Here is a 24,918-nt window from a genome sequence, read left to right on the forward strand (position 1 = left end):
ACTCACACCGACCATCTCGACTGGCCCTTGCCCGCCCCCCTCGCGGGACCTTACGCGGCAGGGATGCCGCGTAAGAGCCTTATGTGTTCGCCGATGGCCTTATTGCCGGTGTGCCGAATCATTTCTTGAGAGTGGCCCACTGCCGAGCAAGCGTGCTCTACCGATCGTCCATTCTCGATTCCCCACTCCCGGCTCCATCAACGCGCTCATGTGCTTAGAACCATTGGGTTACTCCCTTTGCCGCAGCGCTCCACTACAGTCATTGCCCACTGGGCCGATACCACTCGCCCAGACGACTCACTTTTTTCGATAGGGCGACATGATGCGACTTGCACGCTTGGCACAGCCGGCCATGGCTGTAACTTCCTCTGGTGCCACCCGGCGCCTGTGCTTGGCGATCGGGTTATCACTGCCGGGACTGGCGTTTGCGCAGGTGCAGACCGCGCCGGTCACTGCCGAGCGGGCCCAGCCGGAGCCGGTGAAAGCTGCGCCTGCCGTTCCTGCAGCGCCCGCCGCCGCGAAGGGTTATCCGCTGGAGGCGCAGGGCTGGGGAGCCAAGCAGGGCGGCAACATGTGGCAGGTGCGTTGGGCCGAGGACTGGTCGTATCTGAGGGACCCGTCCAAGCGCAAGAGCCCGTTCGATCCGCTCAAGTACATTCCGTTCAATGAGTCGGGCGATGTGTATGTCTCGCTCAGCAACGAATTACGCGTGCGCAGCAACACCATCACCAACCCCGGTTTGATTCCGGGCAGCCATTCGCAGCAGCAGTATCTGTTGCGCGCGTTCTTCGGCGCCGACTTCCATGTCGGCGAGCACTTCCGCCTGTACACGGAACTGGCGCACGGCAGCCTGGATGGACGCAACGAAGGTGCCAAGACCGGCACGCAGGAAAACAACGCAATCCTGCAGCAGGTGTTCTTCGATGTGAAAGGACGGATCAAAGATACCGATCTGGGCCTGCGTGTCGGCCGTCAGGTGTTTGTCGATGGCCCCACCACGCTGATGGCATTGCGCGACAACACCGATATCTTCGTGACTTTCAACGGCGTACGCGCCTGGGCGATCGGCGAAAAGACCCGTGTGGACGTGTTCGATTTCAACTTCAACCTGGATGGCACCGAAGGCCTGGGCGACGATCGCATCGACCGCTCGCGGCATTTCCGCGGCGTGGTCGGCGGCTATCGCATGCCGACCGCCAAGCCGATGTATCTGGAGCCGTTCTTCTACCAGTTCCGCAACGACAATCAGGTCTGGGGCCGGCAGACCGCCGAAGAAAACCGCAACTATTACGGCCTGCGCCTGTGGGGCAATGTGGGCAAGCTGCGTACCGACTCGTTCGTGACCGTGCAGCGCGGCAGCTACGGCGGGCGCGATCTGCGTGCCTACATGGCCAGCACCTCCAACGCCTGGTCGCTGAGCGAATCGGGCTGGAAACCGCGCCTGGGCTTCCACAGCGAAATCGCTTCCGGCGGCGGTGGCACCTCCGGCACCGGCACGCTGCGCAACAACAACTTCCTGTACGGCAATACGATCTACTTCAGCTGGGCGACGTTCTTCGGCCCGGTCAACCTGGTCACTGCTGCGCCCACGTTCACCTTCTCGCCCACCTCCAAGATCACCGTGAACCTGGAATGGGAAACCTTGTGGCGCCAGACCACCAGCGATGCGATCTACAACAACCAGGCACGCGCCTACGCCCGCACGCAGAGCACCGGCGAGCGCCGCATCGGCACCATGCCGCGCATCAATGCCACCTGGAACATCGACCCGAACTGGTCGGTGACCTTCCGCGCCGAACACCTGATGGCCGGGCCTGCGCTCGAAAAGGCCGGTTACGGCGATTCGACCTTCGTGATGGGCTGGTTGAACTTCCGGTTCTAAGCAGGGGCATCACGCTGACGTGGTGACTGACAACGCCACCCGGAATCCGTTCCTGGGTGGCGTTGTCCGTTATGCAATCAGCGACGCGTGCTTGCCTGCACTGGTGTCCACTTCTGCAGCCGCAGGTGTCACGGCTTGCCCTGCATCGCCGCTGTCTGTGCCACCTGGCTTGCCGCCAATGGCATCTGCAGGTTGGCGTGATCGCTGCGCGCGTAACGCGGCAGCTCTAGCGTCTTTCCATCTTCGCCCGCGGTGATGTCGCGCCCTGGTCGGATCAGCGTGGCGGGCAGTTGATCCAAGCGCTGCGCCAGCGTCTGTTGCTCGGCGGGATGCGCACGTAGCCACAGCACTGCGGAGGTCAGCCGCGTTGTCGCGGCCAGATCCTGCAACTGCCATTGATACTGCGCGCTATCCATATGCTCCACGTCGGCGAACACGCAGCCTATTGCGTTTGCGACGCAGGCGAAGGTCACTGTTGGCGCGTCAGGTATGGCACTGGTGGGCACCTTGCGGTCCTGCGCCAGCTGCGTGCGCACGTCGGTGTGACAGGCCCAGGTGTAATACGGCGCGGTCAGTGCACGGGTTCGTTCAACGTCCAGCAGCGGCGGTACCAACCTGTCGTACCAGCGCAGCTGCTCGCCGCCGGCTTCGACGACCGCGCGGTAATTGGCGCTGACCAAGCGTGCTTCGCCGCGTAGCCCCCCACACAGGCTGGTCTCATCTATCGTCAACGGCGCAAATGCCGCTTGGCAATGCGCAGGTAACGGCTGGGTGGACGGCAGCTCGCTCAGCATGCCGGTGAACAACTCGGCGTTACCGCGCAACATGGCTGCCCCGATCATCGTCGCAACCAGTGTGTCCTGACCGCGCAGCAGCACGCGCGCCACCTGTGCGTCCGCACACACGCCGGACAACGCAGCCTGCTGGCGGCCCTGGACGATGTCCAGCGCGTGCTAAGTCATCGGCAAACTCAACCCCTGCAACTCCGGCAGCGGTGTGTCGGCACGGGTCGGAAACAGATTGCGGTAGTAAGCATGCGATGACAGCGTAGCGGCGCGCTGCAGCAGCGGTGCCTGTGACATCAGCGCATCGGCATAGGCTTGAGGTTGAGCGCGCACCTTGTCCAGGCAGTCTGGGGTGGACCAGTTGCACTTGGGTGGCGCGGCGGCTGGCCACCGCGGCGTGCGCGGATAGCGCGCTGCGTCGCTGACAAAACCGGCCGCAGTCGTGACGTTCGCAAACCGCTGCAGATCGCGTGCCATCACGACGTCCTGTTCGGTAGCCGGCACGGCATACGGCAGCAACCAGAGTGCAGCAAATAGATTCGAGCCTGCCGGCGGTGCAACTGGTGGTTGATCGATCTGCGCCAACGCCTGGCGCTGCGCATCGGGAATCGGCCAGCGCGCGGAGATCGCGTACAGGGCCGCCAGCAGGGCGATCAGGATGCATAGGCCCAGCAGGGCCGACTTGAGGAATTTGGCGAGCATGCGGGGGCAACCGTCCGTGGATGAGCTGCGCCATCTTAGAGCGGCCCGGACAGAGCCGCGAGTGGCATGGCGCCGATGCGCACTTGCCGCCTCCCCGGCGAACAAGGCGCGCCGCGCGCCTGCACCGGACGCGGCCGAAGCCTACAATGCGCGTATGTCCGAATCCCCCACTCCATCCACTCGCCCTTCCCTGCAACGCGTCTTTCTGACCGGTTTGCTCACCCTGCTGCCGGTCTGGTTGACCTGGGTGGTGGTGAAGTTCGTATTCTCGCTGTTGTCGGGTATCAGCAGCCCGTGGGTGGTGCCGTTGTCCGAGCGCATCGCCGCCTCGTTCCCCGACTATCTGGGCTGGATCAAGGCGCTGTGGGTGCAGAACACCATCGCGCTGATCGCCACCGTGGGCGCGATCCTGTTCGTCGGCATCCTGAGCCGGCGCGTGATCGGTCAGCGCCTGCTGCGCTGGTTCGAGGCGATCATGCGGCGCATCCCGCTGGCCAGCGTGGTGTACGACAGCGCGCGCAAATTGCTCGACATCCTGCAGACCCAGCCCGGCAGCACCCAGCGCGTGGTGCTGATCGACTTCCCGCATCGGGACATGAAGTCGGTCGGCCTGGTCACGCGGGTAATCAAGGAACAGGGCACCGGCCGCGAGCTGGCGGCGGTGTATGTGCCGACCACGCCCAACCCGACCTCCGGCTATCTGGAGATCGTGCCGGTGGAACTGCTCACGCCCACCGACTGGAGCGTGGACCAGGCCATGAGCTTCATCATCTCCGGCGGCGCAGTGGCGCCCGAATCGGTTCCCTTTACCCGTACCGCGGATCGCTAAAGCCATGACACAGGTGCGCACCCTCGACGATCGTGCGGTTCGCCTGTTCATTGCGCTGGCCGCGTTCTTCTGCGTCAACGCGGCATTGGCCGAGTTCATCGGGGTCAAGATCTTCGCGCTGGAAGACACCCTCGGCATTGCGCCGTTGAACTGGAACCTGTTCGGCCAGACCGGCTCGCTCAGCTTCACCGCCGGCACCTTGTTGTGGCCTGTGGTGTTCATCATGACCGACACCATCAACGAGTTCTTCGGCAGCCGCGGGGTGCGTTTCATCTCGTGGGTGGCGGTGGCGCTGATCGGCTACGGCTTCGTGTTTGCGTTCGCCGCCATCGCATTGGCGCCGGCAGGTTGGTGGGTCACTGCGGCGCAGAGCCAGGGCGTGCCGGACTACCAGGCCGCCTTTGCAGCGGTGTTCGGCCAGGGGCTGTGGACGATCGGCGGTTCGCTGGTGGCCTTCCTGTTCGGCCAGTTGATCGATGTGTCGGTGTTCCACCGCATCCGCCGCGCCACCGGCGAAAAGCACGTATGGCTGCGCGCCACCGGCTCCACGGCGGTGTCGCAATTGGTAGACAGCTTCGTGGTGATCTACATCGCCTTCGTGCTCGGCCCGCAGCACTGGTCCATCGACCAGTTTCTGGCGGTGAGCACGCTCAACTACGTCTACAAGATGGGATTTGCGATCGCGCTGATCCCGCTGCTGTATCTGGCGCGCCGCGCCATCGGCGCGTATCTGGGCGCCGAGCGCGCCGAGCAACTGCGCGAAGAAGCCGCCGCCGGCTGACAACGCAAAACCTGCCGGCCGCAGCGCTGCCAGACGAGGGCCGGCGCCCGTGGCTTCCACTCGGCCTCATCGGTCGTGCATGTCGCCTGCCTGACGACCGCTCACTGCGTTTGCCGATCACGCAACGCCCGCAGCGACCGCCCATCGAAATTTTGTTCAATCCGTCGCTGCGGTCGCTGGCCATGCTGTGGCGCCCCGCTACGGATTCCGCGTTATGGACCATCTTGTCGCAATGGCCAGCTTCGCGCTGGTGTGCTCGATTTCGCCCGGGCCGGTCAACCTGGTCGCGCTGAGCACCGGCGCCAGCGCCGGCGTGCGTGCCGGGCACGGCCACGTGATCGGCGCCACCATCGGCTTCGTCGCGCTGCTGCTGTTGGTGGGCATGGGACTGCAGCAGGTGCTGCTGCGCTGGCCGCTGCTCGGCCGTGCACTGCATCTGGCAGGGGTGGCGTTTCTGCTCTACATGGCCTGGCGCCTGCTGCGCGACGATGGCGTCATCAAGACGGGCGGGGCGCGCCCGGCTGCCTCGTTCTGGACCGGTGCGGTGATGCAATGGCTCAACCCCAAGGCCTGGTTGGCGGCGACCTCCGGCGTTGCCCTGTATGCGACGGCAGGCACCACGCAACTGGCGGGGTTTGCGGCGTTGTATGCGCTGATCTGCTATCCCTCGCTGGGGTGCTGGTTGCTGGCCGGCGCCGTGCTGCGGCGGCACGTGCAGGTGCCAAGGCAGCTGCGGCGGTTGAACCGGGTGCTGGCCGCGCTGCTGGTGCTGAGCGCGGCCTATCTGTTGCTGGAATGGGGTACGGCATTGCGGTAACGCCCTGGCGTCACCGCCCAGGCACGTTTGAAGCTGCGCTGCAGGTGCGCCTGGTCGGCGTAGCCATGCGCATAGGCGACCTCGGCAATGTCACCGCCGCGCCGCAAGGCCTCGCGTGCACGCTGGAAACGGCAATCCAGCAGATACGCATGCGGGGTCAGTCCGTGCGCCTGACGAAAGCCGCGAATCAATCGCGGCGCAGGCATCCCCGCCAGCGTGCACAGCTCGCGCAGCGATACCGCACGTGCATGATGGGTCTGCAGATACTCGGCCACCCGCTGCATCGGCCCGATATCGACCGCAAGCGCACGACTGAGCGGCTCCACATGCAGATGCAGCCGCGCCACGAACGCGATCAACGCGCTCTCGCGCGCAAGCGCATCGGCATGGCCATCGGTCAACACGGCATGCATGCGCTCGAAAGCGGCATAGGCCGCCGGGGTCTGGCACAACGGCGCTGCCAGCATGTGCACATCCGCATTGGCGGCCAGGCCGAGTGCGCGCTGTTGTTCGCGCAGCCACGCCACGTCCAGATACAGCATGCGGAACGACCAGTCCTGCTGCTGATCCGGATTGCAGGCATGCACATCGCCCGGGTTGATCAGGGTCAGCGACCGCGCCCCCACCTGCGCCTTCATGCGTCCATTGCGATAACGCGCAAGCCCGCGGTCGACCGCGCCCACCGACCATTGCTCGTGCGTATGCGCGGCGTAACACAGGCTGCGGCTGTTGACCACCTGGCGCAGTTCGACGAAGGGCAACGCCGGATCGCGCCAGAAACCCTGCCCACCCTGCACGGGCAGCTGCGTCCCGCATGTCGATTCATCCCTTGGCATATGCGCAAGCCTATCGCACTGCAACATGCCTGCGTGCTGCAGGCGTGCGCAGCGGACTTCATGAATTCCAGGCGCCCCCCGTGCGCCGGATGGGTGGCCGGAACGGTGCGGATCGGGCAAGCTCCCCGCTCGCTTGTTCCCGGAGCCGGTAATGCCCCTCAGCTTTTCCCGCCTGCTGTCCCTGGCCCTGGCCGCCGTGCTGAGCCTGTCAGTGGCAGCGCCCGCCGATGCGGCCAAGAAGAAAACCGGCAAGGCACAGACCACGCAAACGCGCGCCAAGGCGAGCAAGGGCAAGAAGACCGCCAAGCCGGCGGCCAAGACCACCAAGGCCGCCAAGGGTGGCAAGGCCGCCAAGCCCAGGCCGCGTGCAGTGGCCGCACCGGTGGTGCTGACCAAGGCGCAGCAGCTCAACCTGCTCTACGACCAGTACTGGGATGCCTCGCTCAAGCTCAACCCGCTGCAGGCCACCTTCCAGGGCGAGACCCGTTACAACGACCAGTTGCCCAACTTCCTGTCGCCGGCGTTCCGGCAGCAGTCGCACGACTTCACCGTGCTGTGGCTGGGCAAGGCCGAAGCGCTGGGGCCGGACGGCCTGAGCGGGCAGGACCTGCTGAGCTACCAGATCTTCGTGCGCGATGCGCGCAGCGCACTGGCGGCCGAGCAGTTCCCCAGCTGGATGCTGCCGATCAACCAGTTCTACAACATCGCCAGCATCGCGGTGGTGCTGGGCTCGGGCACCGGCGCGCAGCCGTTCAAGACGGTCAAGGACTACGACAACTGGTCGCGGCGCGCTGTGGGCATCCCGGACCTGTTCGACCAGGCCATCACCAACATGCGGGCCGGCATGCAGGCCGGCGTGGTGCAGCCGAAGGTGCTGATGCATAAGGTGCTGCCGCAGCTGGACGCGATCATCGCGCGCAATGCCGAAGACAGCCTGTTCTGGGGCCCGGTACGCAATCTGCCGGCAGACATGCCCGAGGCCGACAAGCAGCGCATCACCGCCGAGTACAAGCGGCTGATCGAAGTGCGGATCATGCCGGCGTACCGGGCCTTGCGCGGCTTCATCGCCACCGAGTACCTGCCGGCCTGCCGTGACACCGACGGCCTGACCGCGCTGCCCAATGGCGCGGCCTGGTACGCCTACGACGTGCGCCAGAGTACTACCTCCGACCTGACTCCGGAGCAGATCCATCAGATCGGTCTGAGCGAGGTCGCGCGCCTGCAGGCAGAGATCACCGCGCTGGCCAAGCAGGTCAGGTTCCGCGGCAACCTGCCCAAGTTCTACAAGTTCATGCAGACCGACAGGCGCTTCGCGTTCCGCAGCGAGACCGAATTGCTGGGCTATTACCGTGGCCTGCAGGGACGCGTGCAAACTGCGGTGCCGCGCCTGTTCGATGTCCAGGGCATGCCGGCCCTGGAAGTACGCGTGGTGGAACCGCAGCGTGCGCAGTCGGCCGCCAGCGGCTCGTACATGCGCCCCAGCGGCGACGGCAGCACACCGGGCGTGTTCTACGTCAACACCTCCGACCTGGACGCGCGCAAGACCTGGGAGACCGAGAGCCTGTATCTGCACGAGGCCATCCCCGGCCATCACTTCCAGCTCGGGCTGCAGCAGCGGCTGACCGACCTGCCCAAGTTCCGCCGCCTGGGCGGGGAGACCGCGTATATCGAGGGCTGGGGGCTGTATGCCGAATCGCTGGGCCGCGACCTGGGCCTGTATCAGGACCCGTACAACTACTACGGCTATCTGCAGAATGCGTTGTGGCGCTCGATTCGCCTGGTCACCGACACCGGCCTGCACAGCAAGGGCTGGACCCGCACGCAGGCGATCGACTACATGCTCGACAACTCGGCCATGACCCGGACCGATGCCGAGGCCGAGGTGGACCGCTACATGGCCATCCCCGGCCAGGCGCTGTCTTACAAGGTCGGCGAGATGAAGATCGCGCAGTTGCGCGAGCAGGCGCAACGCGAACTGGGCCCGCGCTTCGATGTGCGCGCCTTCCACACCGAAGTGCTCAAGGACGGCTCGGTGCCGTTGGATATCCTGCAGGACAAGATCCAGCGCTGGATCGCCACGCAGAAGGGCTGACCCCGCTCAGCCTGCCTCCCGCGCGCGCGCCAGCGCGGCGATATCGCGCGGTGTGGTGCGGCAGCAACCGCCGATCAGCCGCGCGCCGGCCGCCAGCCACTGCGCATGCTGATCGGCCAGGGTGCATGCGACCGTGCTGCCGGCGTGCCACTGTTTCGCGTCGGCATCGTAGTGCTCGCCAGAATTGGGATACACCACCAGCGGCAGTGCCGTCAGCGCTGACAGCGTCTGCAACGCGGCGGTGACCTGATCCAGCGCGATGCAGTTGACACCCACCGCGATCACCTGCGCGCAGGCATCCAGCGCAGGCACGACTTGCGTCAGCGCGGTGCCATCGCTCAAGTGCGCCGCATCGCACAAGGTGAACGAAAACCACGCATGCAGGTGCGGAAATTCCTCCAGCAGCAGGCGCAGCGCGGCGATCTCGTTGGCCGACGGCAGCGTCTCGCAGGCCAGCACATCCACCCCCGCCTCGGCCAACGCGGCGATGCGCGGGCGATGGAAGTCCAACAGTTGCGCCAGCGGCAGGGCGTAATCGCCGCGGTATTCCGAGCCATCGGCCAGGTACGCGCCATACGGCCCGACCGACCCGGCCACCCATAACGGCGCGTCCTGCGGTCGCGTCTGCAAATGATCGGCACGCGCCTGCGCGGCCAGGGCCACGCTGCGTGCGATCAGCGCCTGCGATTGCGCCAGGTCCAGCCCGCGCGCGGCAAAGCCCAGCGGCGTGGCCTGGTAGCTGGCGGTGATGGCGCACTGCGCGCCGGTAGCGAAATAGTCGCGATGCACCTGATAGATCAGCTCCGGCTGCTCCATCAGCACGCGCGCCGACCACAGCGCATCGTTGAGATTGCAGCCGCGCTGCTCCAGTTCGGTGGCGAGCGCGCCATCCAGCAGCACGTAGCCGTCATGCTGCAGCGCCTGGCTGAAAGGCGCACCGGCGCGCGGCTGGCGCGGAAGAATCGTCATGCGGGTTGCCTCCTGCTCGCAAGCCATTGGGTGAGTGCGTAGGCGCCGTAGCACAGCGCCACAAACGGGATGCCGCACCACAGCGCAATGCGCTGCTGCGGATCGAATGCCAGCCCGATGCAGGCCAGCAGACAGAGTGCAAAACCCAGTAGCGGTGTCCACGGATACCACGGCGCGCGATAGGCCAGGCTCTCCGGCGCGATGCCATCGCGCAGCAACTGGCGACGGAAACGATAGTGCGAGGCGCAGATGCTCAACCACACCACCACCACCGCAAAGCCGGACACCGTCGAAATCGCCACGAACACGGTGTCTGCCGCGTAGACGCCGGTGAGCAGCGCCAACAGGCCGCCCAACATGCTCAGTACCAAGGCCGGCAACGGGATGCCGCGACGGGTCAGGCGTGCCAGCCGCGCCGGCAGCGTGCCTTCGTTGGCCAGCGACCACAGCATGCGCGCGGCCGCATACAGGCCGGAATTGGCCGCCGACAGGATCGCGGTCAGGATCACCGCATTCAACACATCGGCCGCATACGGGATGCCCAGCAACGCGAACGCGCGCACGAACGGGCTGGTGTCCACGGCTGCCTGCTCGGCCGGCAGCAACGCGGCCAGCACCAGCACGGTGCCGACGAACAGCACCACCAGCCGCACCAGCGTGGTGCGGATCGCCAGCGGAATCGCACGCGCCGGCTGCGCGGTTTCGCCAGCGGCCACACCGATCAACTCGGTGCCGGAGAAGGCGAAGTTCACTGCCACCATCGTCATCAGGATCGGCAGCGTGCCTTGGGCGAACCAGCCGTCGGCGCGCAGGTGGCGCAGTCCGGGTGCCGGCGACCCATCGGCCAACGGCAGCACGCCGATCACCGCCGCCCCGCCAAGCACGATGAACAGCACAATCGTGATCACCTTGATCAGCGAGAACCAGAATTCGCCTTCGGCAAACCAGCGCGCCGACACCGTGTTCAAGCCGAAGATCAGCGCGCAGAACAACAGGCACCACGGCCATGCCGGTGTGTGCGGAAACCAGTACTGCATGCAGAACGCCGCCGCGGTCAGGCTCGAGCCCAGCGCCACCGTCCAGGTCAGCCAGTACAACCACGCCACCACGTACCCGGTGGCCGGGCCGAGATACCGCGCGGCATACACATGGAAGGCGCCGGTCTGCGGCATCGCCACCGCCAACTCGCCCAGGCACTGCATCACCAGGTACACCACCAGCGCGCCGATCAGATAGGCGATCACCGTGCCGAGCGCGCCGGTGCTGGCGATGATGTAACCCGTGTTGAAGAACAACCCGGTGCCGATCACGCCGCCCAGCGACAACATCACCAGATGGCGCACCTGCATGCTGCGCTGGAACTGCGGTGCGGCGGTGGACGACGGCTCGGGCATCGGCGTGTCTGATCGGTGGCAACGCATCCTGCCATGCGCAGCCAGGCGAGCGCAGCCATGCGATGACTAGCCGTGACGGTGCACCGGCGTGCAACGACCCGCGGGTATGCTTGCGTGCTGCTCATCCGGAAGGTCGCCATGCCGCACGCCCTGCAACCACCCATGCATGCGAAGACGTATTGCTCGACCAGCGCGGTGTTGCCCACACGCGCACCGCGTAGCACCGCCGCTGCGCGCCACGCATCGGCGCTCGCCGACAGTTTCGGCGCGTCGCAGCAGATGCCGCAGCGCTTGCGAGGTGCCGCATGAAGCTCGCCGGCATCCACCACGTGGCGATCATCGCCGGCGACTACGCGGTGTCCAAACGGTTCTACTGCGACATCCTGGGCCTGCGGGTGCTCGATGAGCATTACCGGCAGGCGCGCGATTCCTGGAAGCTGGACCTGGCATTGCCCGATGGCGGCCAGATCGAGCTGTTCTCGTTTCCCGCCGCACCGCTGCGCCCCAGCCGCCCGGAAGCGCGCGGCCTGCGCCATCTCGCCTTCCGCGTCGAGGATCTGGACGCGGCCGTGGCGCATCTCACTGCGCACGGCGTGGCCACCGAAGACATCCGCATCGACGAGTACACCGGCCTCCGCTTCACCTTCTTCGCCGACCCGGATGACCTGCCGCTGGAGTTGTACGAAGTGGGTTAGGCCAAGACCTGTGGAGCATCGACGCCTGTCGACGACAGGCCTGAGGCAGGTTGAAAGCGATCCGCGCGGCATGCAGGGGATGTCGATGCGGACCTCAAGATCGGCAGTATTCGGCCGCTGTCACCCGCTGCAGTCACCGGAGGCACGGACGCACACAGCTCGTGGCCTCATTGCGCGCCCTCCAATTGAACGCTGCATCTTTCCGCCACCATACTCCACGGTATACATTCCGGTCAGGCCGTCGACGGCGGCCACAGCAATCCCTGGGAGGGGACACATGCGCAAGACCTTCAAGACCCTGATGCTGGCCCTGCCGCTGGCCGCCGCTTCGCTGCTGGCCCAGGCCGCCGATTCCCCGGTGGGCCGCTGGAAGACCATCGACGACGAAACCGGCAAGCCCAAGTCGGTGGTGCAGATCGAACAGCTCGGCAACGGCACGCTGAGCGGCAAGGTGGTCGACATCCTGCAGTCCAACCATGGGCCCAACCCGACCTGCGACAAGTGCGATGGCCCGCTCAAGGGCAAGCCGATCAAGGGCATGACCATCCTGTGGGGCCTCAAGCCCGACGGCACCGCGGTGTGGAGCGGCGGCTCGGTGCTCGACCCGGCCAAGGGCAAGACCTACAAGGCCAAGATCACCCTGACCGACGGCGGCAAGAAGCTGCAGATGCGCGGCTATGTCGGCATCGAAGCGTTGGGCCGTACTCAGACCTGGATTCGCGAATAGGTCACGAATCAGGAATCGGGATTGGGGAATCGGTAAGAGCAGGCGCCCGTGAGGGCGCCTTTTTTGCGTGTGTCCATCCTGACGCTACATGCGCGGCCAAAACACCTGCGCGCCTCGACAACACGGCAGCATGACCCTGCTTTGACCGATTCCCCAATCCCGATCCCCCATTCCCAGCCCCAATCCCGGCTCCCGACTAATGCGATAATCGGCTGTCCCCCGCATTACGCCTGCCATGACCCGCACCGCACTCGTCACCACCGCCCTGCCCTACGCCAACGGGCCGCTGCATCTTGGCCATCTGGTCGGCTATATCCAGGCCGATATCTGGGTGCGCGCGCGCCGGCTGCGCGGCGACAAGACCTGGTTCGTCTGCGCCGACGACACCCACGGCACGCCGATCATGCTCGCCGCCGAAAAGGCCGGGGTGACCCCGGAAGCCTTCATCGCCAACATCCAGGCAAGCCATGAGCGCGATTTCGCCGCGTTCGGGGTGACCTTCGATCATTACGATTCGACCAATTCACCGGTCAATCGCGAACTTACCGAGGCCTTCTACACCAGGCTGGAGGCCGCCGGTCACATCAGCCGTCGCTCGGTGGCGCAGTTCTACGACCCGGCCAAGGGCATGTTCCTGCCGGATCGCTACATCAAGGGCGTCTGCCCCAATTGCGGCAGCGCCGACCAGTACGGCGACAACTGCGAGGTCTGCGGCGCCACCTACGCGCCGACCGAGCTGAAAGACCCCAAGTCGGTGATCTCCGGCGCCACGCCGGAGCTTCGCGACTCGGAGCATTTTTTCTTCGAAGTGGGCCATTTCGACGGCTTCCTGCGGCAGTGGCTGGCCGGCGATGTGGCACTGCCCGGCGTCAAGGCCAAGCTGAGGGAATGGCTGGACACCGAAGGCGGCCTGCGCGCCTGGGACATCTCGCGCGATGCGCCGTATTTCGGCTTCCAGATTCCCGGCCAGCCGGGGAAGTATTTCTACGTGTGGCTGGACGCGCCGATCGGCTACCTGTGCAGCTTCAAGACGCTGTGCGCGCAGATGGGCGAGGATTTCCAAGCGCATCTGGCCGCCGGCACGCAGACCGAACTGCATCACTTCATCGGCAAGGACATCGTCAATTTCCACGGCCTGTTCTGGCCGGCGGTACTGCACGGCACCGGCCATCGCGCGCCGACCCGGCTGCACGTCAACGGCTACCTCACCGTGGACGGCGCCAAGATGTCCAAGTCGCGCGGCACCTTCGTGATGGCGCGGACCTTCCTGGACGTGGGCCTGGAACCGGAGGCGCTGCGCTACTACTTCGCGGCCAAATCCTCCGGCGGCGTGGACGATCTGGACCTGAATCTGGGCGATTTCATCGCGCGGGTGAACGCCGATCTGGTCGGCAAGTTCGTCAACCTGGCCAGCCGCTGCGCCGGCTTCATCGGCAAGCGCTTCGACGGCAAGCTGGCCGACGCCCTGCCCGACCCGGCGCAGTACGACCGCTTCGTCGCCGCGCTGGCGCCGATCCGCGAGGCCTACGAGCGCAACGATGCGGCCAGCGCGATCCGCCAGACCATGGCGCTGGCCGACGAGGCCAACAAGTACATCGACGACACCAAGCCGTGGGTGATCGCCAAGCAGGACGGTGCCGATGCGCAACTGCAATCGGTGTGCACGCAGGGCCTGAACCTGTTCCGGATCCTGGTGGCCGCACTCAAGCCGATCCTGCCGCGCACCTGTGCCGAGGCCGAAGCCTTCCTGTCGGCACCGATGACCAGCTGGGACGACGTCGCCCGCCCGCTGACCGCGCACGTGATCCAGCCCTACACCGCCCTGTTCACCCGTATCGACCCCAAACTGATCGACGCCATGACCGACGCTTCAAAAGACACCATGACCGCACCCGCGGCACCCGCTGTCGCTACCGCCAAGCCCGCCCCGTCCAAGGCCGAGACGAAACCGGCGGCCGTTGCCAATCCTCAATCCCCAACCGCCACTGCCAGCCTCATCGGCATCGACGACTTCGCCAAGCTCGACCTGCGCATCGGCAAGGTGCTGGCATGCGAATTCGTGGAAGGCTCGGACAAGCTGCTGCGCTTCGAACTGGATGCCGGCGAACTGGGCAAGCGCCAGATCTTCTCGGGCATCCGCGCCAGCTATGGCGAGCCGGAAACGCTGGTCGGCCGCAGCGTGGTGTTCATCGCCAACCTGGCCCCACGCAAGATGCGCTTCGGCATCAGCGAAGGCATGATCCTATCTGCCGGCTTCGACGGCGGCGCGCTGGCCCTGCTGGACGCCGATGGTGGTGCGCAGCCGGGGATGCCGGTGCGGTGAATCGGGAATCGGGAATCGGGAATCGTGGAAGCTACAGCTGGTTGTTGAGGGAGACCTGACACGAGTGCCTGGCCCGTCACCTCATCCGCCCTTCGGGGCACCTTCTCGCGGTGGGAGAAGGAACAGACGCTGCGCTTCCAACCAATCCCAACTCCCGACTCCCCAATCCCCGCTCCCATGCACCTGGCCCTGTTCGACTTCGACCACACCATCACCACCTGCGATAGCTATGCGCGCTTCCTGCGCAAGGTAGCCACGCCCGCGCAGCTGGCGTCGGCAAAGTGGCAGGTCGGTCCCTGGGTGCTGGGCTATCGGCTGGGCCTGGTATCGGCCGCCGCGCTGCGTGCGCGCGTGACGCGCATGGTGTTTTGCGGCCGTGCGCTGGACGAGATGATTGCGCATGGCACGGACTACGCACGCAGCGCACTGCCAGGCGTACTGCGTGCAGAGATGATGCAACGCATCGACTGGCACCAGGCGCAGGGGCATGAAGTGGTGCTGGTGTCCGGCTCGCTGGACCTGTATCTGCAGCCGTGGTGCGCCCAGCATGACCTGTCGTTGATCTGCAACAAGTTGGAACACCACGCCGGCGTGCTGAGCGGGCGCTATGCGGATGGCGATTGCGGTCCGCACAAGGCCGCACAGATCCGCCTGCGCTACGACCTGTCGCACTACGAATGCGTGCATGCCTACGGCGATAGCCGCGAGGACAAGCCGATGCTGGCGCTGGCGCAGCAGCGCTGGTATCGCGGCAACCTGCTGCATTGACATGCACATCGCGACGCCTGCCTCATCGCCCGATCTGGTCGAACGCCTCGACCGCCTGCTGCCGCAGACCCAGTGCGGCCAGTGCGGTTACGACGGCTGTCGCCCGTATGCGCAAGCCATGGCCAAGGGCCTGGCCGACGTCGATCACTGCCCGCCCGGCGGCGACGCCGGGGCACGCGCGTTGGCGCACGTGCTGCAGCGTCCTGCACGCCCGTACGACCGCAGCCGTGGCAGCCACACGCCGCCGCAGGTGGCCTGGATCGTGGAGGCCGACTGCATCGGCTGCACCAAATGCATCCAGGCCTGCCCGGTGGACGCCATCGTCGGCGGCGCCAAGCACATGCATACGGTGATCGCCGCGCTGTGCACCGGTTGCGAGCTGTGCCTGCCGGCCTGCCCGGTGGACTGCATCGCGCTGCATCCAGGCGGCTGAAACGCTGGCGAGTCGGCATGCAGCATCCGACCCAGCGCCGGCCAGGGTTGCGCGCATCGCACCGCGACGCCATCCATGACCAATGGCATCGGCCGCGAATGACGCCCTGTTTGTCGGGAACGTCCTGACGCGTCCGGCGCATCCGTGCTGCGGATGCGCTCGTATTGGTAGGCACTCCATCGAGGAATCCGCCGATGCGCCCACTCGCCGCCGCCCTTGCCGCGCTCGCCACCGTCTGCCGGCCGATTCCGCCGTTGTTGCTGCTGGTGCTGGGCGGCCTGCCGCTGAGTGCGGCTGCGGTCACCCGTGTGGATGGCGATGCCTTCGATGGCGACAGCGGCGCGCTGCGCTATCGCGAGGCGCACTGGCTGCTCGACGATGGCGGACGCGTGGTGCTGTATCGCTGCCCGGACGGGCGCCCGTTTGCGCGCAAGCTGATCGATGGCGGCGGCAGCTCGCCCGACTTCAGCCTGATCGACGGCCGCGATGGCTATCGCCAGGGCGTGCGGCAACGCAACGGCGTGCGCGAGATGTTCCAGCAGGAGCCCGGCAAGGCCGAGCAGCGCACGCCACTGCCGGCCGACGACGGCCCGCGCGTGATCGATGCCGGCTTCGATGCCTACCTGCGCAACAACTGGGAGGCGCTCGCCAGCGCGCCGCAACGCGTGGAGTTCGTGCTGCCCAGCCTGCAACGCCAGCTGGCGTTCCGTGTCGAGCGCATCGGCGATAGCGGCGGCGAGCGCCGGTTTCGCTTGAGCCTGGATGCCTGGTACGGCGCGGCGGTGCCCTCGCTCGAAGTGCGTTATGCCATCGCCGAGAAGCGTCTGCTGCAATTCCGTGGCGTGGGCAATCTGCGCGACGACCACGGCCGCTATCCGCATGTTCGCATCGTTTTTCCGGACACCGCTGCGCGTGCCGTCGGCGCCGATGAGCTGCGCCAGGCGCGCGAGCAGCCGCTGGCCAGGAGTTGCAGCGCCCCGTGACCCAGACACCTGACATCTTCACGTTCGACCACACGCGGTTGCGTACAACGGCCCGGTCATCCCTTTCCCCTACAGGACCATCGCCATGGCCAAGGCCTACCTCTGGATCAACGCAGTGCTCTACGTCGTCCTGGCGATCTGGTGCACGCTCTCGCCGGCCAAGACCGCCAATGCCGTGGGTTACACCCAGCTCTCGCCGGCCGGGCAATCGGAATACCTGGTCATCTACGGCGGCCTGCAGCTGGGCATGGCGTTCCTGTTCGGCTACTTCGCATGGATCGATCAACCGCGCACCGGCCTGCTGGTCGCACTCGCGTTCTACGTGCCGATCGTGCTGTTCCGCAGCGTCTCGCTGGCGCGCCTGTGGCCGGTCTCCGCACCCACGGTGGCATTGGCAGGGGTCGAGATCCTGTTGCTGCTCGCGGCAGTGCTACTGTGGTATCAGCGCAAGTGAAGGACAGCATCAGCACAGTCCGGTAGCATCGCCCTCACCTCAAAAAACGCCCGACCGCATGAGTGCCATCCCTGGCCACGACGACGATGAAGCCGGACGACTGCTGACCGCCACCGCGGGCGGCGACCGGCATGCTTTCGAGGCGCTGTACCGGCAGACCTCACCCAAACTGTTCGGCGTTTGCCTGCGCATGATCCCGCAACGTGCCGAAGCCGAAGAGGTGCTGCAGGACGTGTTCACACTGATCTGGCACAAGGCCGGGCAGTTCGATCCCACCCGTGCACGCGGGCTCACCTGGTTGGCGATGATCGCGCGCAACAAGGCCATCGACCATCTGCGCGCCAATGCACCGCAACGCCGCAATGTGGCGCTGGACGATGCCGGCGAATTGCGCGCCAGCGATGCCTCGCCGCTGGAGCGCACCGAGCGCGCCAGCACGCGCCGCCGCATCGACCATTGCCTGGCCGAGCTGGAGCCGCCGCGCAGCGAATTGATCCGCACCGCGTTTTTCGACGGCATCACCTACGAAGAACTCGCCGCGCGCACCGACACACCGATCGGCACGGTCAAAAGCTGGATCCGCCGCGGCCTGGCCAAACTCAAGGCATGTCTGGAACGATGAGCACGCCCTTTCCCATCGACCAGGAACCGCCGCGCGACGTGCTGGCCGGCGAATACGTGCTGGGCCTGCTCAGCAACGACCAGCGTCTGGCTGCCGAACAACGCGTCGCCACCGACGGCCAGTTCGCCCAGGCAGTGACGCAGTGGCAGGACCATCTTGCGCCGTTGCTGGACGAGATCGCCGCAGTGACGCCGCCCGGCCAGGTCTGGGCACGCATCCGCCAGACGCTGGGCTTCGATGCACCGTTGCACGCGGTAACCTCCGCGCCGTCGGCAAGTCCACCAAAGACAGCGGTGTGGAACAGCGTGCGGTTCTGGCGCTGGGCAAGCGCCGGTGGCCTGGCCACTGCTGCAGTGTGCGTGCTGGCGCTGTTGAACCTGCGCACGCCGCCGGCACCGGTGCAGCCGCCGCCGGGCACCGGTCCGGTGGTGCAGACACCGGTCACGCCGCCTGCGACCACCGCGCCAGCGACCGGCATCGCGATGACCTCCACGCTGGCCACCGAAGACGGCCGCCCCGGCTACGTCGCCTTGATGGATGCCGACAAGCACACCATCACGGTGACGCCGCTGGACCGCACTGCCACCGCCGACAAGGTGCCCGAGTTGTGGCTGATCACGCCGGACGGCAAGGCGCATTCGATGGGTACCTTCGACGACCAGCGTGCACGCCGCGCGCAGATTCCCGATCAGCTGATGCCCATGCTCAGCAACGAGGCCATTCTGGCCGTCACGCTGGAGCCGCCAGGCGGCGCACCGGACGGCATTGCCACTGGCACCGTGGTGGCCAAGGGCGGCATCAGCACACTGGCAATGGCGCCCTGACCCGGCACGCCCTGACGCCGCCTGCGACCACGTCGCAGGCGGCGGCTTTCGGGCGACAGCCTCATCCGCGTCAACCCTGGCTTGCACCGTTGAATGTGTGCGCAGTTGCGCGATTCGTTCGCACCGGCACGCCAAGTGCGCGCACGCATGCGACGATCAAACGGGCTGGTGCATCTGTTTGCCGGCTGCGTTCGTAAAGGGTCACGACTACACACGGAGAACCATGCGTGCCGAGTACTGGCTTTGACCCACATGCCGCGCCGCCACAGCCTGCCAACACCCGTCGGCGTGGGTGGCTCGCAGCACGCACCGGCAGTCTGCGTCGTTGGGTGGATTCGCAAACCGACGAGCCGCTGGACGAAGCACGCGCAGACCGTATCGACTGGCTGCGTGCCCTGCCTTTCATCGCACTGCATCTGGCTTGCCTGGCGGTGTTGTGGGTCGGTGCGTCCTGGTTCGCAGTCGGCATGGCGGTGGCCTTGTACGCGCTGCGCATGTTCGCGCTGACCGGGTTCTATCACCGCTACTTCTCGCACCGTGCCTTCAAGACCTCGCGCGTGCTGCAGTTCGTGTTCGCGGCCATCGGTGCCACCTGTGTGCAACGCGGGCCGCTGTGGTGGGCCGCGCATCATCGCAACCATCATCGCCATACCGACACCGGCCGCGACCCGCATTCGCCGGCGCAGCACGGCTTCTGGTGGAGCCACACTGGCTGGTTCCTGACCCCGCGCAACTTCCGCACCGATTGGGAGGTCATCCCCGACCTGCGTCGCTTTGCCGAGCTGCGCTTTCTGGACCGCTTCGACATCGTGATGCCGGTGCTGCTGGCAACGGGGTTGTATCTGCTCGGCGACTGGCTGGCGGTCGCCGCGCCCGCGTTGAAGACCGACGGTGCGCAGCTGCTGGTGTGGGGCTTTGTGATCTCCACCGTGGCCTTGTTCCATGCCACCTTCACCATCAATTCGCTGGCACACCGCTTCGGCAGCCGGCGCTTTGAGACGCGCGACGACAGCCGCAACAACTGGCTGCTAGCATTGCTCACCTTCGGCGAAGGTTGGCACAACAACCATCATTTCTTTCCCGGCTCCGCGCGTCAGGGACTGCGCTGGTGGGAGTACGACCTCACCTGGTACGGACTCACCGCGATGTCGTGGGTGGGATTGGTGTGGGATCTCAAGCCGATGCCGAAATCGCTCACGCAACGTGCCGAGCGGGTGAGCCGATGAGCGAGGGCAGGATTGCCGTGGTCGGCAGCGGGATCGCCGGCCTGGGCGCAGCATGGCTGTTGTCGCGCCGCTACGAGGTCACCTTGTTTGAGGCCGCCGATTATCTTGGCGGGCATACGCATACGCACGACATCCAGCTGGACGGCCAACGCTATGCGGTGGACAGCGGTTTCATCGTGTTCAACCCGCAGCACTATCCGCTGCTCACGCGCATGTTCGCCGAGCTGGACGTGGCCGCACAGCCAACCACCATGAGTTTCTCGGTGCACGATGCGCGCAGTGGGCTCGAATACAACGCCGGCAGCCTGGGGGGACTGTTCTGCCAGCGCAGCAATCTGCTCAGCCCGCGCTTCTGGGGCATGCTCGCCGACCTGCGCCGCTTCTATCGGCACGCACCTGCGGTGCTGCACACCGAGGAGCGCTTCAGCACGCTGGGTGCGTATCTGCAGCGGCATGGGTATTCGGCGGCGTTTCGCGATCAGCACCTGGTGCCGATGGCTTCGGCGTTGTGGTCATCGCCCTCGCAGCGCATCCTTGAATTTCCGATGGGCCAGCTGATCGGCTTCATGGCCAATCACCACATGCTGCAACTCAGCGGGCGTCCACAGTGGCAGGTAGTGCGTGGCGGGTCCAACAGCTACGTGCGCGCGCTGCGTCGACGCTGGCAGGTGCTCGAACGCCTGTCCACGCCGGTGCATGCGATCCGGCGCTTGCCCCACGGCGTGCTGCTCAGTTCCCTGCGTGGCGAGGAGCACTTCGACAACGTGGTACTGGCCTGCCATGCCGACGATGCACTGGCCTTGCTCAGCGACGCCACAGTGGCCGAGCAGCAAGTCCTGGGCGGCATCACTTACCAGGACAACGACACCGTCCTGCACACCGACGCCAGCGTGCTGCCACGCGATCGCCGCGCCTGGGCTGCTTGGAATGCGCATGTGCCGGCTGACCCGCAGGCGCCGTGCACGGTGAGTTACTGGATGAACGCCCTGCAGTCGATCGATGCGCCGCAGCCGTTCATCGTCAGCCTCAATCGCGACCACGACATCGCCCCGGACAAGGTGCTGCGGCGCATGCGCTACCGCCATCCGGTACAAAACGCGGCCGCTCTCGCCGCGCAGATGCGCAGGGCCGACATCCAGGGCGTACAGCGCACCTGGTTTGCCGGCGCGGCTTGGGGCTTCGGCTTCCATGAGGATGGCCTGCGCAGCGGCGTGGAAGTGGCCCGTGGCCTGGGAGTGGACTGGTGATGCAGCTGCTGCGCGAAGCCAGCCCCGATGCGGTACCGCTGCCTCCGGACAAAGACAGCGATAGCGCCAGCGTGGCGGACGTGGTGCATAGCGCGATCTACACCGGCTGGGTGCGGCACCGTCGGTTTGCGCCCAAGCCGCTGGCATTTCGCTACCGGCTGTTCCTGATGTATCTGGATCTGTCCGAGCTGGACCGGGTGTTTGCGCAACGCTGGCTGTGGTCGGTGGGGCGCGCCAATCTGGCGCAGTTCCGGCGCAGCGACTACCTCGGCGACCCGGATATCCCACTGGACCAGGCCGTGCGCGATTGCGTGCAGACCCACACCGGCGAGCGCCCCGATGGCGCGATCCGCCTGCTTACGCATCTGCGCTACTTCGGCCATGTGTTCAATCCGGTCAGCTTCTACTATTGCTTCGATCGCCACGGTGGCCTGCGCTGGATCGTTGCGGAAATCACCAATACGCCCTGGCGGCAGCGCCATACCTATGTGCTGCCGGTCGCGCAGGCGCGCACGCATCGCCACGTGCATGCCTGGCGCTTCGACAAGTGCTTCCATGTGTCGCCCTTCTTGGGCATGCAACACCGGTACGACTGGCGTTTCAGCGTGCCGGACGCGCAGTTGCGCGTGCACATGGAGGTGCTGGATGCACCTGGCGGCGACGCGCCGGCTGGCAATCCTGAGGCTGATGGCGCGCACGGCAATTGCGGCGCGTGCCGCTTCGATGCCACCTTGGTCCTGCAACGCCAGCCGCTCAACGCGCGCACGCTGGCGCGCACGCTGCTGGCCTACCCCTTGATGACCGTGCAGGTGGTGCTGGCCATCCACTGGCAGGCCCTGCGCCTTTGGTTGCGCGGCAACCCGGTCCACGATCATCCTCATCCGCCTGTGCGAGAACCCCGATGAACGCCACGTCCCTGCCCGACACCGCTGCGCCGCGCGCCGCTTCCTGGACGGACCGCCTGCTGCGCAAGCGCCTGCTGGCCACGCTGGGCGAACTGCGCGATGGACAGTTGCAACTGCACGAAGCCGACGGTGTCACCACCCTCGGCAGCGCCAATGGTGCGGATGCGCTGCAGATGCAGTTGCGCGTCATCGACCCCGGCTTCTATCGCCAGGCCGCACTCAACGGCAGCGTCGGTGCCGGCGAGTCGTACATGGACGGGCAGTGGCAATGCGACGATCTGGTCGCGTTGATGCGCCTGCTGCTGCGCAATCGCGAGCGCCTGGATGCGATGGAAACCGGCTCCGCGCGCCTGGGCGGCTGGGCGATGCGCAGCCTGCATGCATTCGCACGCAATACCCGCAGCGGCAGCCGGCGCAACATCGCCGCGCACTACGATCTGGGCAACCCGTTGTTCCGCCTGTTTCTCGACGAGAACCTGATGTATTCCTCGGCGATCTTCGTCCAGGGCGAAGAAGCCCAGGGCGAGGCCGCACTGGAGCGCGCAGCCACGCGCAAGCTCGAACGCATCTGCCAGAAACTGCGGCTTGGCCCGCAGCACCACGTGGTGGAAATCGGCACCGGCTGGGGCGGCTTCGCGCTGCACGCCGCACGCGAGCACGGCTGCCGCGTCACCACCACCACCATTTCGCGCGAGCAGTTCGAACTGGCGACCCAACGCGTCGCCGCGGCCGGCCTGAGCGACCGGGTCACCGTGGTGTTGCGCGACTATCGCGATCTGGACGGCCGCTACGACCGGGTGGTGTCGATCGAGATGATCGAGGCGATCGGCCACCAGTATCTGGACACCTATTTCGCCAAGGTCGGCAGCCTGCTGGCCGACGATGGCGAGGCGCTGATCCAGGCCATCACCATCGAAGACCATCGCTATGCGCAGGCGCTGCGCTCGGTGGACTTCATCAAGCGGCATATCTTCCCCGGCAGCTTCATTCCGTCGGTGGCGGCGATGACCGGCGCGATCGCACGCGCCAGCGACCTGCGCCTGTTCAACCTGGAAGACATCGGGCCAAGCTATGCGTTGACGCTGCGTGCCTGGCGGCAGCGCTTCATGGCGCAGCTGGCGCAGGTCCGCGCGCTCGGCTACGACGAACGCTTCATCCGCATGTGGGAGTTCTATCTGGCCTATTGCGAAGCCGGCTTCCTGGAGCGCTCGATCGGCGATGTGCATCTATGGCTGAGCAAGCCGGGTGCACGCCCGCCGCAGTTCGTGCCCGGCCTTCCCGTTGACGCATGAAGCAGCTCGGCAACTATCTGGGCCTGCAGGTGCTATGGCTGGTGGCCGTCAGCGCCGCTGCGCAGGCGCGCATCTGGCCCGCCCTGCTGGTGCTGGCGCTGTTCGCGCTGTATCAGCTATGGCCGTCGCGGCGTGCGCCTGGCGACCTGCAATTGCTGGTCGCCGCGCTGTCGCTGGGCTTGCTGCTGGACACCACGCTGGCCGCCGCAGGCTGGGTGCGTTATGCCGCGCCGTGGCCGGGCACCTTGCTGGCGCCGGCCTGGATCCTGGCGCTGTGGCTGGGCTTTGCGCTCACGCTCAATCATTCGCTGGCGCCGGTGATGCGGCGCCCGTGGCTGGCGGTGCTGCTGGGCACGATCGTCGGGCCGTTTTCGTACTGGTTGGCGCAACGCAGCTGGCAGGCGGTGCAATTCCAGCCACCGCAGCTACATGCCGTGGTTGCGGTCGGCATCGGTTGGGGCGTGGCCTGCGGCATGTTGTCGCTGTATGCACGCCGCCTGGCACGACCATCGCCTGCACACCTGAGGGGAGAACTGCAATGAATGCCTGGCCGCTGCTACATGTGGGCGTGTTTGCGAGCGTGGTGATGGTGATCGGCTGGCTGTGGCAACGCCGCAGCGGCAATGCCGGCCCGGTCGATGTGCTGTGGGCCGCGTGTCTGGCGGTGGCGGCGCCGTATTGCGCGTGGATGTCCGATGGCGCGTTGCTGCCGCGTGTGCTGGTGGGCGTGCTCGGCGGTGTCTGGGGCGCGCGCCTGGCGTTGCATCTGGGCGTGCGCGTGTTCGGCGACCCGCACGAAGATGGCCGTTATCGCGCCCTGCGCGAGCACTGGAACGGCGACCAACGCAAATTCCTGGGCTTCTTCCTGGCGCAGGCGGTGGTCGTGGTGCTGTTTTGTGTGCCGTTTCTGGCCGCTGCCAGCAACCCGACTCCGGACTGGAGCGTGTGGAGCACGCTGGCGATTGCGGTGTGGTTGATCGCGGTCGGTGGCGAAGCCCTGGCCGATAGGCAACTGTCTGCGCACAAGGCCAACCCGGCCAACCGCGGCGTCACCTGCCGCAGCGGGTTGTGGCGGTACTCGCGCCATCCCAACTACTTCTTCGAGTTCGTGCACTGGTTCGCCTATCTGGCGCTGGCCGTCGGTGCCGGGCCGTGGCCGCTTGCCCTGGCTGCGCTGGGGCCGGTGGTGATGTTCGTATTCCTGTATCGCTTCACCGGCATTCCCTACACCGAGCAGCAGGCACTGCGCTCGCGTGGTGAGGACTATGCGCAGTATCAGCGCAGCACCAGTGCGTTTTTTCCACTTCCCCCTTCGTCCTGAGTCGCCTGGAG

General features: G+C 66.2%; 23 protein-coding genes and 1 pseudogene. 20 read left to right on the plus strand and 4 right to left on the minus strand.

Annotated features, from left to right (window positions below; genetic code table 11):
• Nucleotides 1–322 precede the first annotated feature (322 nt).
• Complete coding sequence (locus XarjCFBP7645_RS14750; RefSeq protein ID WP_104538808.1) at nucleotides 323–1,882, plus strand: alginate export family protein; 1,560 nt, start codon at nucleotides 323–325, stop codon at nucleotides 1,880–1,882.
• A 128-nt stretch (nucleotides 1,883–2,010) separates the two neighbouring features.
• On the opposite strand, the pseudogene XarjCFBP7645_RS14755 reads toward XarjCFBP7645_RS14750, so the two are convergent.
• Nucleotides 2,011–3,369, minus strand: a pseudogene (locus tag XarjCFBP7645_RS14755) (hypothetical protein).
• A 154-nt stretch (nucleotides 3,370–3,523) separates the two neighbouring features.
• On the opposite strand from XarjCFBP7645_RS14755, the gene XarjCFBP7645_RS14760 reads away from it, so the two are divergent.
• The 3 genes from XarjCFBP7645_RS14760 to XarjCFBP7645_RS14770 all read left to right on the plus strand — a co-directional run bounded on the left by XarjCFBP7645_RS14760 (nucleotide 3,524) and on the right by XarjCFBP7645_RS14770 (nucleotide 5,796).
• Nucleotides 3,524–4,198, plus strand: coding sequence for a DUF502 domain-containing protein (locus XarjCFBP7645_RS14760; RefSeq protein ID WP_104538809.1), 675 nt, complete (start codon nucleotides 3,524–3,526; stop codon nucleotides 4,196–4,198).
• Nucleotides 4,199–4,202: 4 nt separating this feature from the next.
• Nucleotides 4,203–4,979 carry a queuosine precursor transporter gene (locus XarjCFBP7645_RS14765; RefSeq protein ID WP_047125687.1) on the plus strand — a complete coding sequence of 259 codons (777 nt, stop codon included), beginning with the start codon at nucleotides 4,203–4,205 and terminating at the stop codon, nucleotides 4,977–4,979.
• A 214-nt stretch (nucleotides 4,980–5,193) separates the two neighbouring features.
• Nucleotides 5,194–5,796, plus strand: coding sequence for a LysE family translocator (locus tag XarjCFBP7645_RS14770; protein WP_104538132.1), 603 nt, complete (start codon nucleotides 5,194–5,196; stop codon nucleotides 5,794–5,796).
• On the opposite strand, the gene XarjCFBP7645_RS14775 is transcribed toward XarjCFBP7645_RS14770, so the two are convergent.
• Nucleotides 5,760–6,593 carry an AraC family transcriptional regulator gene (locus tag XarjCFBP7645_RS14775; RefSeq protein WP_166775554.1) on the minus strand — a complete coding sequence of 278 codons (834 nt, stop codon included), beginning with the start codon at nucleotides 6,591–6,593 and terminating at the stop codon, nucleotides 5,760–5,762. The two genes, XarjCFBP7645_RS14770 and XarjCFBP7645_RS14775, sit on opposite strands and share 37 nt — an antisense overlap.
• A gap of 190 nt (nucleotides 6,594–6,783) precedes the next feature.
• On the opposite strand from XarjCFBP7645_RS14775, the gene XarjCFBP7645_RS14780 reads away from it, so the two are divergent.
• Nucleotides 6,784–8,724 carry a DUF885 domain-containing protein gene (locus XarjCFBP7645_RS14780; RefSeq protein WP_104538134.1) on the plus strand — a complete coding sequence of 647 codons (1,941 nt, stop codon included), beginning with the start codon at nucleotides 6,784–6,786 and terminating at the stop codon, nucleotides 8,722–8,724.
• Nucleotides 8,725–8,730: 6 nt separating this feature from the next.
• Here XarjCFBP7645_RS14780 and mmuM read toward each other — a convergent pair whose 3' ends face one another.
• Together mmuM and mmuP are read right to left on the minus strand one after the other, a co-directional pair.
• Entirely contained in the window at nucleotides 8,731–9,693 is a 963-nt protein-coding gene (mmuM, locus tag XarjCFBP7645_RS14785; protein WP_104538135.1) for a homocysteine S-methyltransferase, read from the minus strand.
• On the minus strand, nucleotides 9,690–11,087 hold the full coding sequence (gene mmuP / locus XarjCFBP7645_RS14790; RefSeq protein ID WP_104538136.1) for an S-methylmethionine permease: 1,398 nt from the start codon (nucleotides 11,085–11,087) through the stop codon (nucleotides 9,690–9,692). Before mmuP ends, mmuM begins: the two co-directional genes overlap by 4 nt.
• Nucleotides 11,088–11,392: 305 nt before the next feature.
• Here mmuP and gloA2 point away from each other — a divergent pair, with 305 nt between their 5' ends.
• The 15 genes from gloA2 to XarjCFBP7645_RS14865 all read left to right on the plus strand — a co-directional run bounded on the left by gloA2 (nucleotide 11,393) and on the right by XarjCFBP7645_RS14865 (nucleotide 24,907).
• Nucleotides 11,393–11,782 carry an SMU1112c/YaeR family gloxylase I-like metalloprotein gene (gene gloA2 / locus XarjCFBP7645_RS14795; RefSeq protein WP_104538137.1) on the plus strand — a complete coding sequence of 130 codons (390 nt, stop codon included), beginning with the start codon at nucleotides 11,393–11,395 and terminating at the stop codon, nucleotides 11,780–11,782.
• 277 nt (nucleotides 11,783–12,059) lie between these two features.
• Nucleotides 12,060–12,509, plus strand: coding sequence for a DUF2147 domain-containing protein (locus XarjCFBP7645_RS14800; protein WP_104538138.1), 450 nt, complete (start codon nucleotides 12,060–12,062; stop codon nucleotides 12,507–12,509).
• Nucleotides 12,510–12,744: 235 nt separating this feature from the next.
• Nucleotides 12,745–14,832 (plus strand): methionine--tRNA ligase, encoded by a 2,088-nt coding sequence (gene metG, locus XarjCFBP7645_RS14805; protein ID WP_104538139.1) that lies wholly within the window; start codon nucleotides 12,745–12,747, stop codon nucleotides 14,830–14,832.
• A 177-nt stretch (nucleotides 14,833–15,009) separates the two neighbouring features.
• Nucleotides 15,010–15,600, plus strand: coding sequence for an HAD family hydrolase (locus XarjCFBP7645_RS14810; RefSeq protein ID WP_104538140.1), 591 nt, complete (start codon nucleotides 15,010–15,012; stop codon nucleotides 15,598–15,600).
• 1 nt (nucleotide 15,601) lies between these two features.
• The gene (gene rnfB / locus XarjCFBP7645_RS14815) at nucleotides 15,602–16,033 is read left to right on the plus strand and encodes an Rnf electron transport complex subunit RnfB (RefSeq protein WP_104538141.1); all 432 of its coding nucleotides are present in this window, start codon (nucleotides 15,602–15,604) and stop codon (nucleotides 16,031–16,033) included.
• A gap of 194 nt (nucleotides 16,034–16,227) precedes the next feature.
• Nucleotides 16,228–17,016 (plus strand): hypothetical protein, encoded by a 789-nt coding sequence (locus tag XarjCFBP7645_RS14820; protein WP_104538142.1) that lies wholly within the window; start codon nucleotides 16,228–16,230, stop codon nucleotides 17,014–17,016.
• Nucleotides 17,017–17,101: 85 nt separating this feature from the next.
• Entirely contained in the window at nucleotides 17,102–17,470 is a 369-nt protein-coding gene (locus tag XarjCFBP7645_RS14825) for a DUF4345 family protein (RefSeq protein WP_104538143.1), read from the plus strand.
• A 58-nt stretch (nucleotides 17,471–17,528) separates the two neighbouring features.
• The gene (locus XarjCFBP7645_RS14830; RefSeq protein ID WP_104538144.1) at nucleotides 17,529–18,092 is read left to right on the plus strand and encodes a sigma-70 family RNA polymerase sigma factor; all 564 of its coding nucleotides are present in this window, start codon (nucleotides 17,529–17,531) and stop codon (nucleotides 18,090–18,092) included.
• Nucleotides 18,089–18,916: an anti-sigma factor gene (locus tag XarjCFBP7645_RS14835; RefSeq protein WP_166775550.1), complete on the plus strand. Its 828-nt coding sequence runs from the start codon at nucleotides 18,089–18,091 to the stop codon at nucleotides 18,914–18,916. Before XarjCFBP7645_RS14830 ends, XarjCFBP7645_RS14835 begins: the two co-directional genes overlap by 4 nt.
• Before the next feature lie 227 nt (nucleotides 18,917–19,143).
• A complete protein-coding gene (locus XarjCFBP7645_RS14840; RefSeq protein WP_104538146.1) occupies nucleotides 19,144–20,142 on the plus strand; it encodes an acyl-CoA desaturase in 999 nt (332 codons plus the stop codon).
• Nucleotides 20,139–21,389 carry an NAD(P)/FAD-dependent oxidoreductase gene (locus XarjCFBP7645_RS14845; RefSeq protein ID WP_104538147.1) on the plus strand — a complete coding sequence of 417 codons (1,251 nt, stop codon included), beginning with the start codon at nucleotides 20,139–20,141 and terminating at the stop codon, nucleotides 21,387–21,389. The genes XarjCFBP7645_RS14840 and XarjCFBP7645_RS14845 overlap by 4 nt, the downstream gene beginning before the upstream one ends.
• Nucleotides 21,389–22,294 carry a DUF1365 domain-containing protein gene (locus XarjCFBP7645_RS14850; RefSeq protein WP_104538148.1) on the plus strand — a complete coding sequence of 302 codons (906 nt, stop codon included), beginning with the start codon at nucleotides 21,389–21,391 and terminating at the stop codon, nucleotides 22,292–22,294. Before XarjCFBP7645_RS14845 ends, XarjCFBP7645_RS14850 begins: the two co-directional genes overlap by 1 nt.
• Entirely contained in the window at nucleotides 22,291–23,586 is a 1,296-nt protein-coding gene (locus XarjCFBP7645_RS14855) for an SAM-dependent methyltransferase (protein WP_104538149.1), read from the plus strand. The genes XarjCFBP7645_RS14850 and XarjCFBP7645_RS14855 overlap by 4 nt, the downstream gene beginning before the upstream one ends.
• On the plus strand, nucleotides 23,583–24,128 hold the full coding sequence (locus XarjCFBP7645_RS14860; RefSeq protein WP_104538150.1) for a DUF2878 domain-containing protein: 546 nt from the start codon (nucleotides 23,583–23,585) through the stop codon (nucleotides 24,126–24,128). The genes XarjCFBP7645_RS14855 and XarjCFBP7645_RS14860 overlap by 4 nt, the downstream gene beginning before the upstream one ends.
• On the plus strand, nucleotides 24,125–24,907 hold the full coding sequence (locus XarjCFBP7645_RS14865) for a DUF1295 domain-containing protein (protein WP_104538151.1): 783 nt from the start codon (nucleotides 24,125–24,127) through the stop codon (nucleotides 24,905–24,907). Before XarjCFBP7645_RS14860 ends, XarjCFBP7645_RS14865 begins: the two co-directional genes overlap by 4 nt.
• Nucleotides 24,908–24,918 lie beyond the last annotated feature (11 nt).

The organism is Xanthomonas arboricola (assembly GCF_002940665.1).
In the GTDB taxonomy this organism is placed as follows: Bacteria; Pseudomonadota; Gammaproteobacteria; order Xanthomonadales; family Xanthomonadaceae; genus Xanthomonas; species Xanthomonas arboricola_B.

Bases quoted from the DNA above. Each gene is read 5' to 3' on its own strand.
- XarjCFBP7645_RS14855 (WP_104538149.1), top strand. From the start codon at position 22,291: ATGAACGCCACGTCCCTGCCCGACACCGCTGCGCCGCGCGCCGCTTCC.
- XarjCFBP7645_RS14760 (WP_104538809.1), top strand. From the start codon at position 3,524: ATGTCCGAATCCCCCACTCCATCCACTCGCCCTTCCCTGCAACGCGTC.
- XarjCFBP7645_RS14835 (WP_166775550.1), top strand. From the start codon at position 18,089: ATGAGCACGCCCTTTCCCATCGACCAGGAACCGCCGCGCGACGTGCTG.
- mmuP (WP_104538136.1), bottom strand. From the start codon at position 11,087: ATGCCCGAGCCGTCGTCCACCGCCGCACCGCAGTTCCAGCGCAGCATG.
- XarjCFBP7645_RS14765 (WP_047125687.1), top strand. From the start codon at position 4,203: ATGACACAGGTGCGCACCCTCGACGATCGTGCGGTTCGCCTGTTCATT.
- XarjCFBP7645_RS14850 (WP_104538148.1), top strand. From the start codon at position 21,389: ATGCAGCTGCTGCGCGAAGCCAGCCCCGATGCGGTACCGCTGCCTCCG.
- XarjCFBP7645_RS14750 (WP_104538808.1), top strand. From the start codon at position 323: ATGCGACTTGCACGCTTGGCACAGCCGGCCATGGCTGTAACTTCCTCT.
- XarjCFBP7645_RS14820 (WP_104538142.1), top strand. From the start codon at position 16,228: ATGCGCCCACTCGCCGCCGCCCTTGCCGCGCTCGCCACCGTCTGCCGG.
- XarjCFBP7645_RS14845 (WP_104538147.1), top strand. From the start codon at position 20,139: ATGAGCGAGGGCAGGATTGCCGTGGTCGGCAGCGGGATCGCCGGCCTG.
- XarjCFBP7645_RS14860 (WP_104538150.1), top strand. From the start codon at position 23,583: ATGAAGCAGCTCGGCAACTATCTGGGCCTGCAGGTGCTATGGCTGGTG.
- metG (WP_104538139.1), top strand. From the start codon at position 12,745: ATGACCCGCACCGCACTCGTCACCACCGCCCTGCCCTACGCCAACGGG.
- gloA2 (WP_104538137.1), top strand. From the start codon at position 11,393: ATGAAGCTCGCCGGCATCCACCACGTGGCGATCATCGCCGGCGACTAC.
- mmuM (WP_104538135.1), bottom strand. From the start codon at position 9,693: ATGACGATTCTTCCGCGCCAGCCGCGCGCCGGTGCGCCTTTCAGCCAG.
- XarjCFBP7645_RS14810 (WP_104538140.1), top strand. From the start codon at position 15,010: ATGCACCTGGCCCTGTTCGACTTCGACCACACCATCACCACCTGCGAT.
- rnfB (WP_104538141.1), top strand. From the start codon at position 15,602: ATGCACATCGCGACGCCTGCCTCATCGCCCGATCTGGTCGAACGCCTC.
- XarjCFBP7645_RS14865 (WP_104538151.1), top strand. From the start codon at position 24,125: ATGAATGCCTGGCCGCTGCTACATGTGGGCGTGTTTGCGAGCGTGGTG.
- XarjCFBP7645_RS14780 (WP_104538134.1), top strand. From the start codon at position 6,784: ATGCCCCTCAGCTTTTCCCGCCTGCTGTCCCTGGCCCTGGCCGCCGTG.
- XarjCFBP7645_RS14830 (WP_104538144.1), top strand. From the start codon at position 17,529: ATGAGTGCCATCCCTGGCCACGACGACGATGAAGCCGGACGACTGCTG.
- XarjCFBP7645_RS14800 (WP_104538138.1), top strand. From the start codon at position 12,060: ATGCGCAAGACCTTCAAGACCCTGATGCTGGCCCTGCCGCTGGCCGCC.
- XarjCFBP7645_RS14770 (WP_104538132.1), top strand. From the start codon at position 5,194: ATGGACCATCTTGTCGCAATGGCCAGCTTCGCGCTGGTGTGCTCGATT.
- XarjCFBP7645_RS14825 (WP_104538143.1), top strand. From the start codon at position 17,102: ATGGCCAAGGCCTACCTCTGGATCAACGCAGTGCTCTACGTCGTCCTG.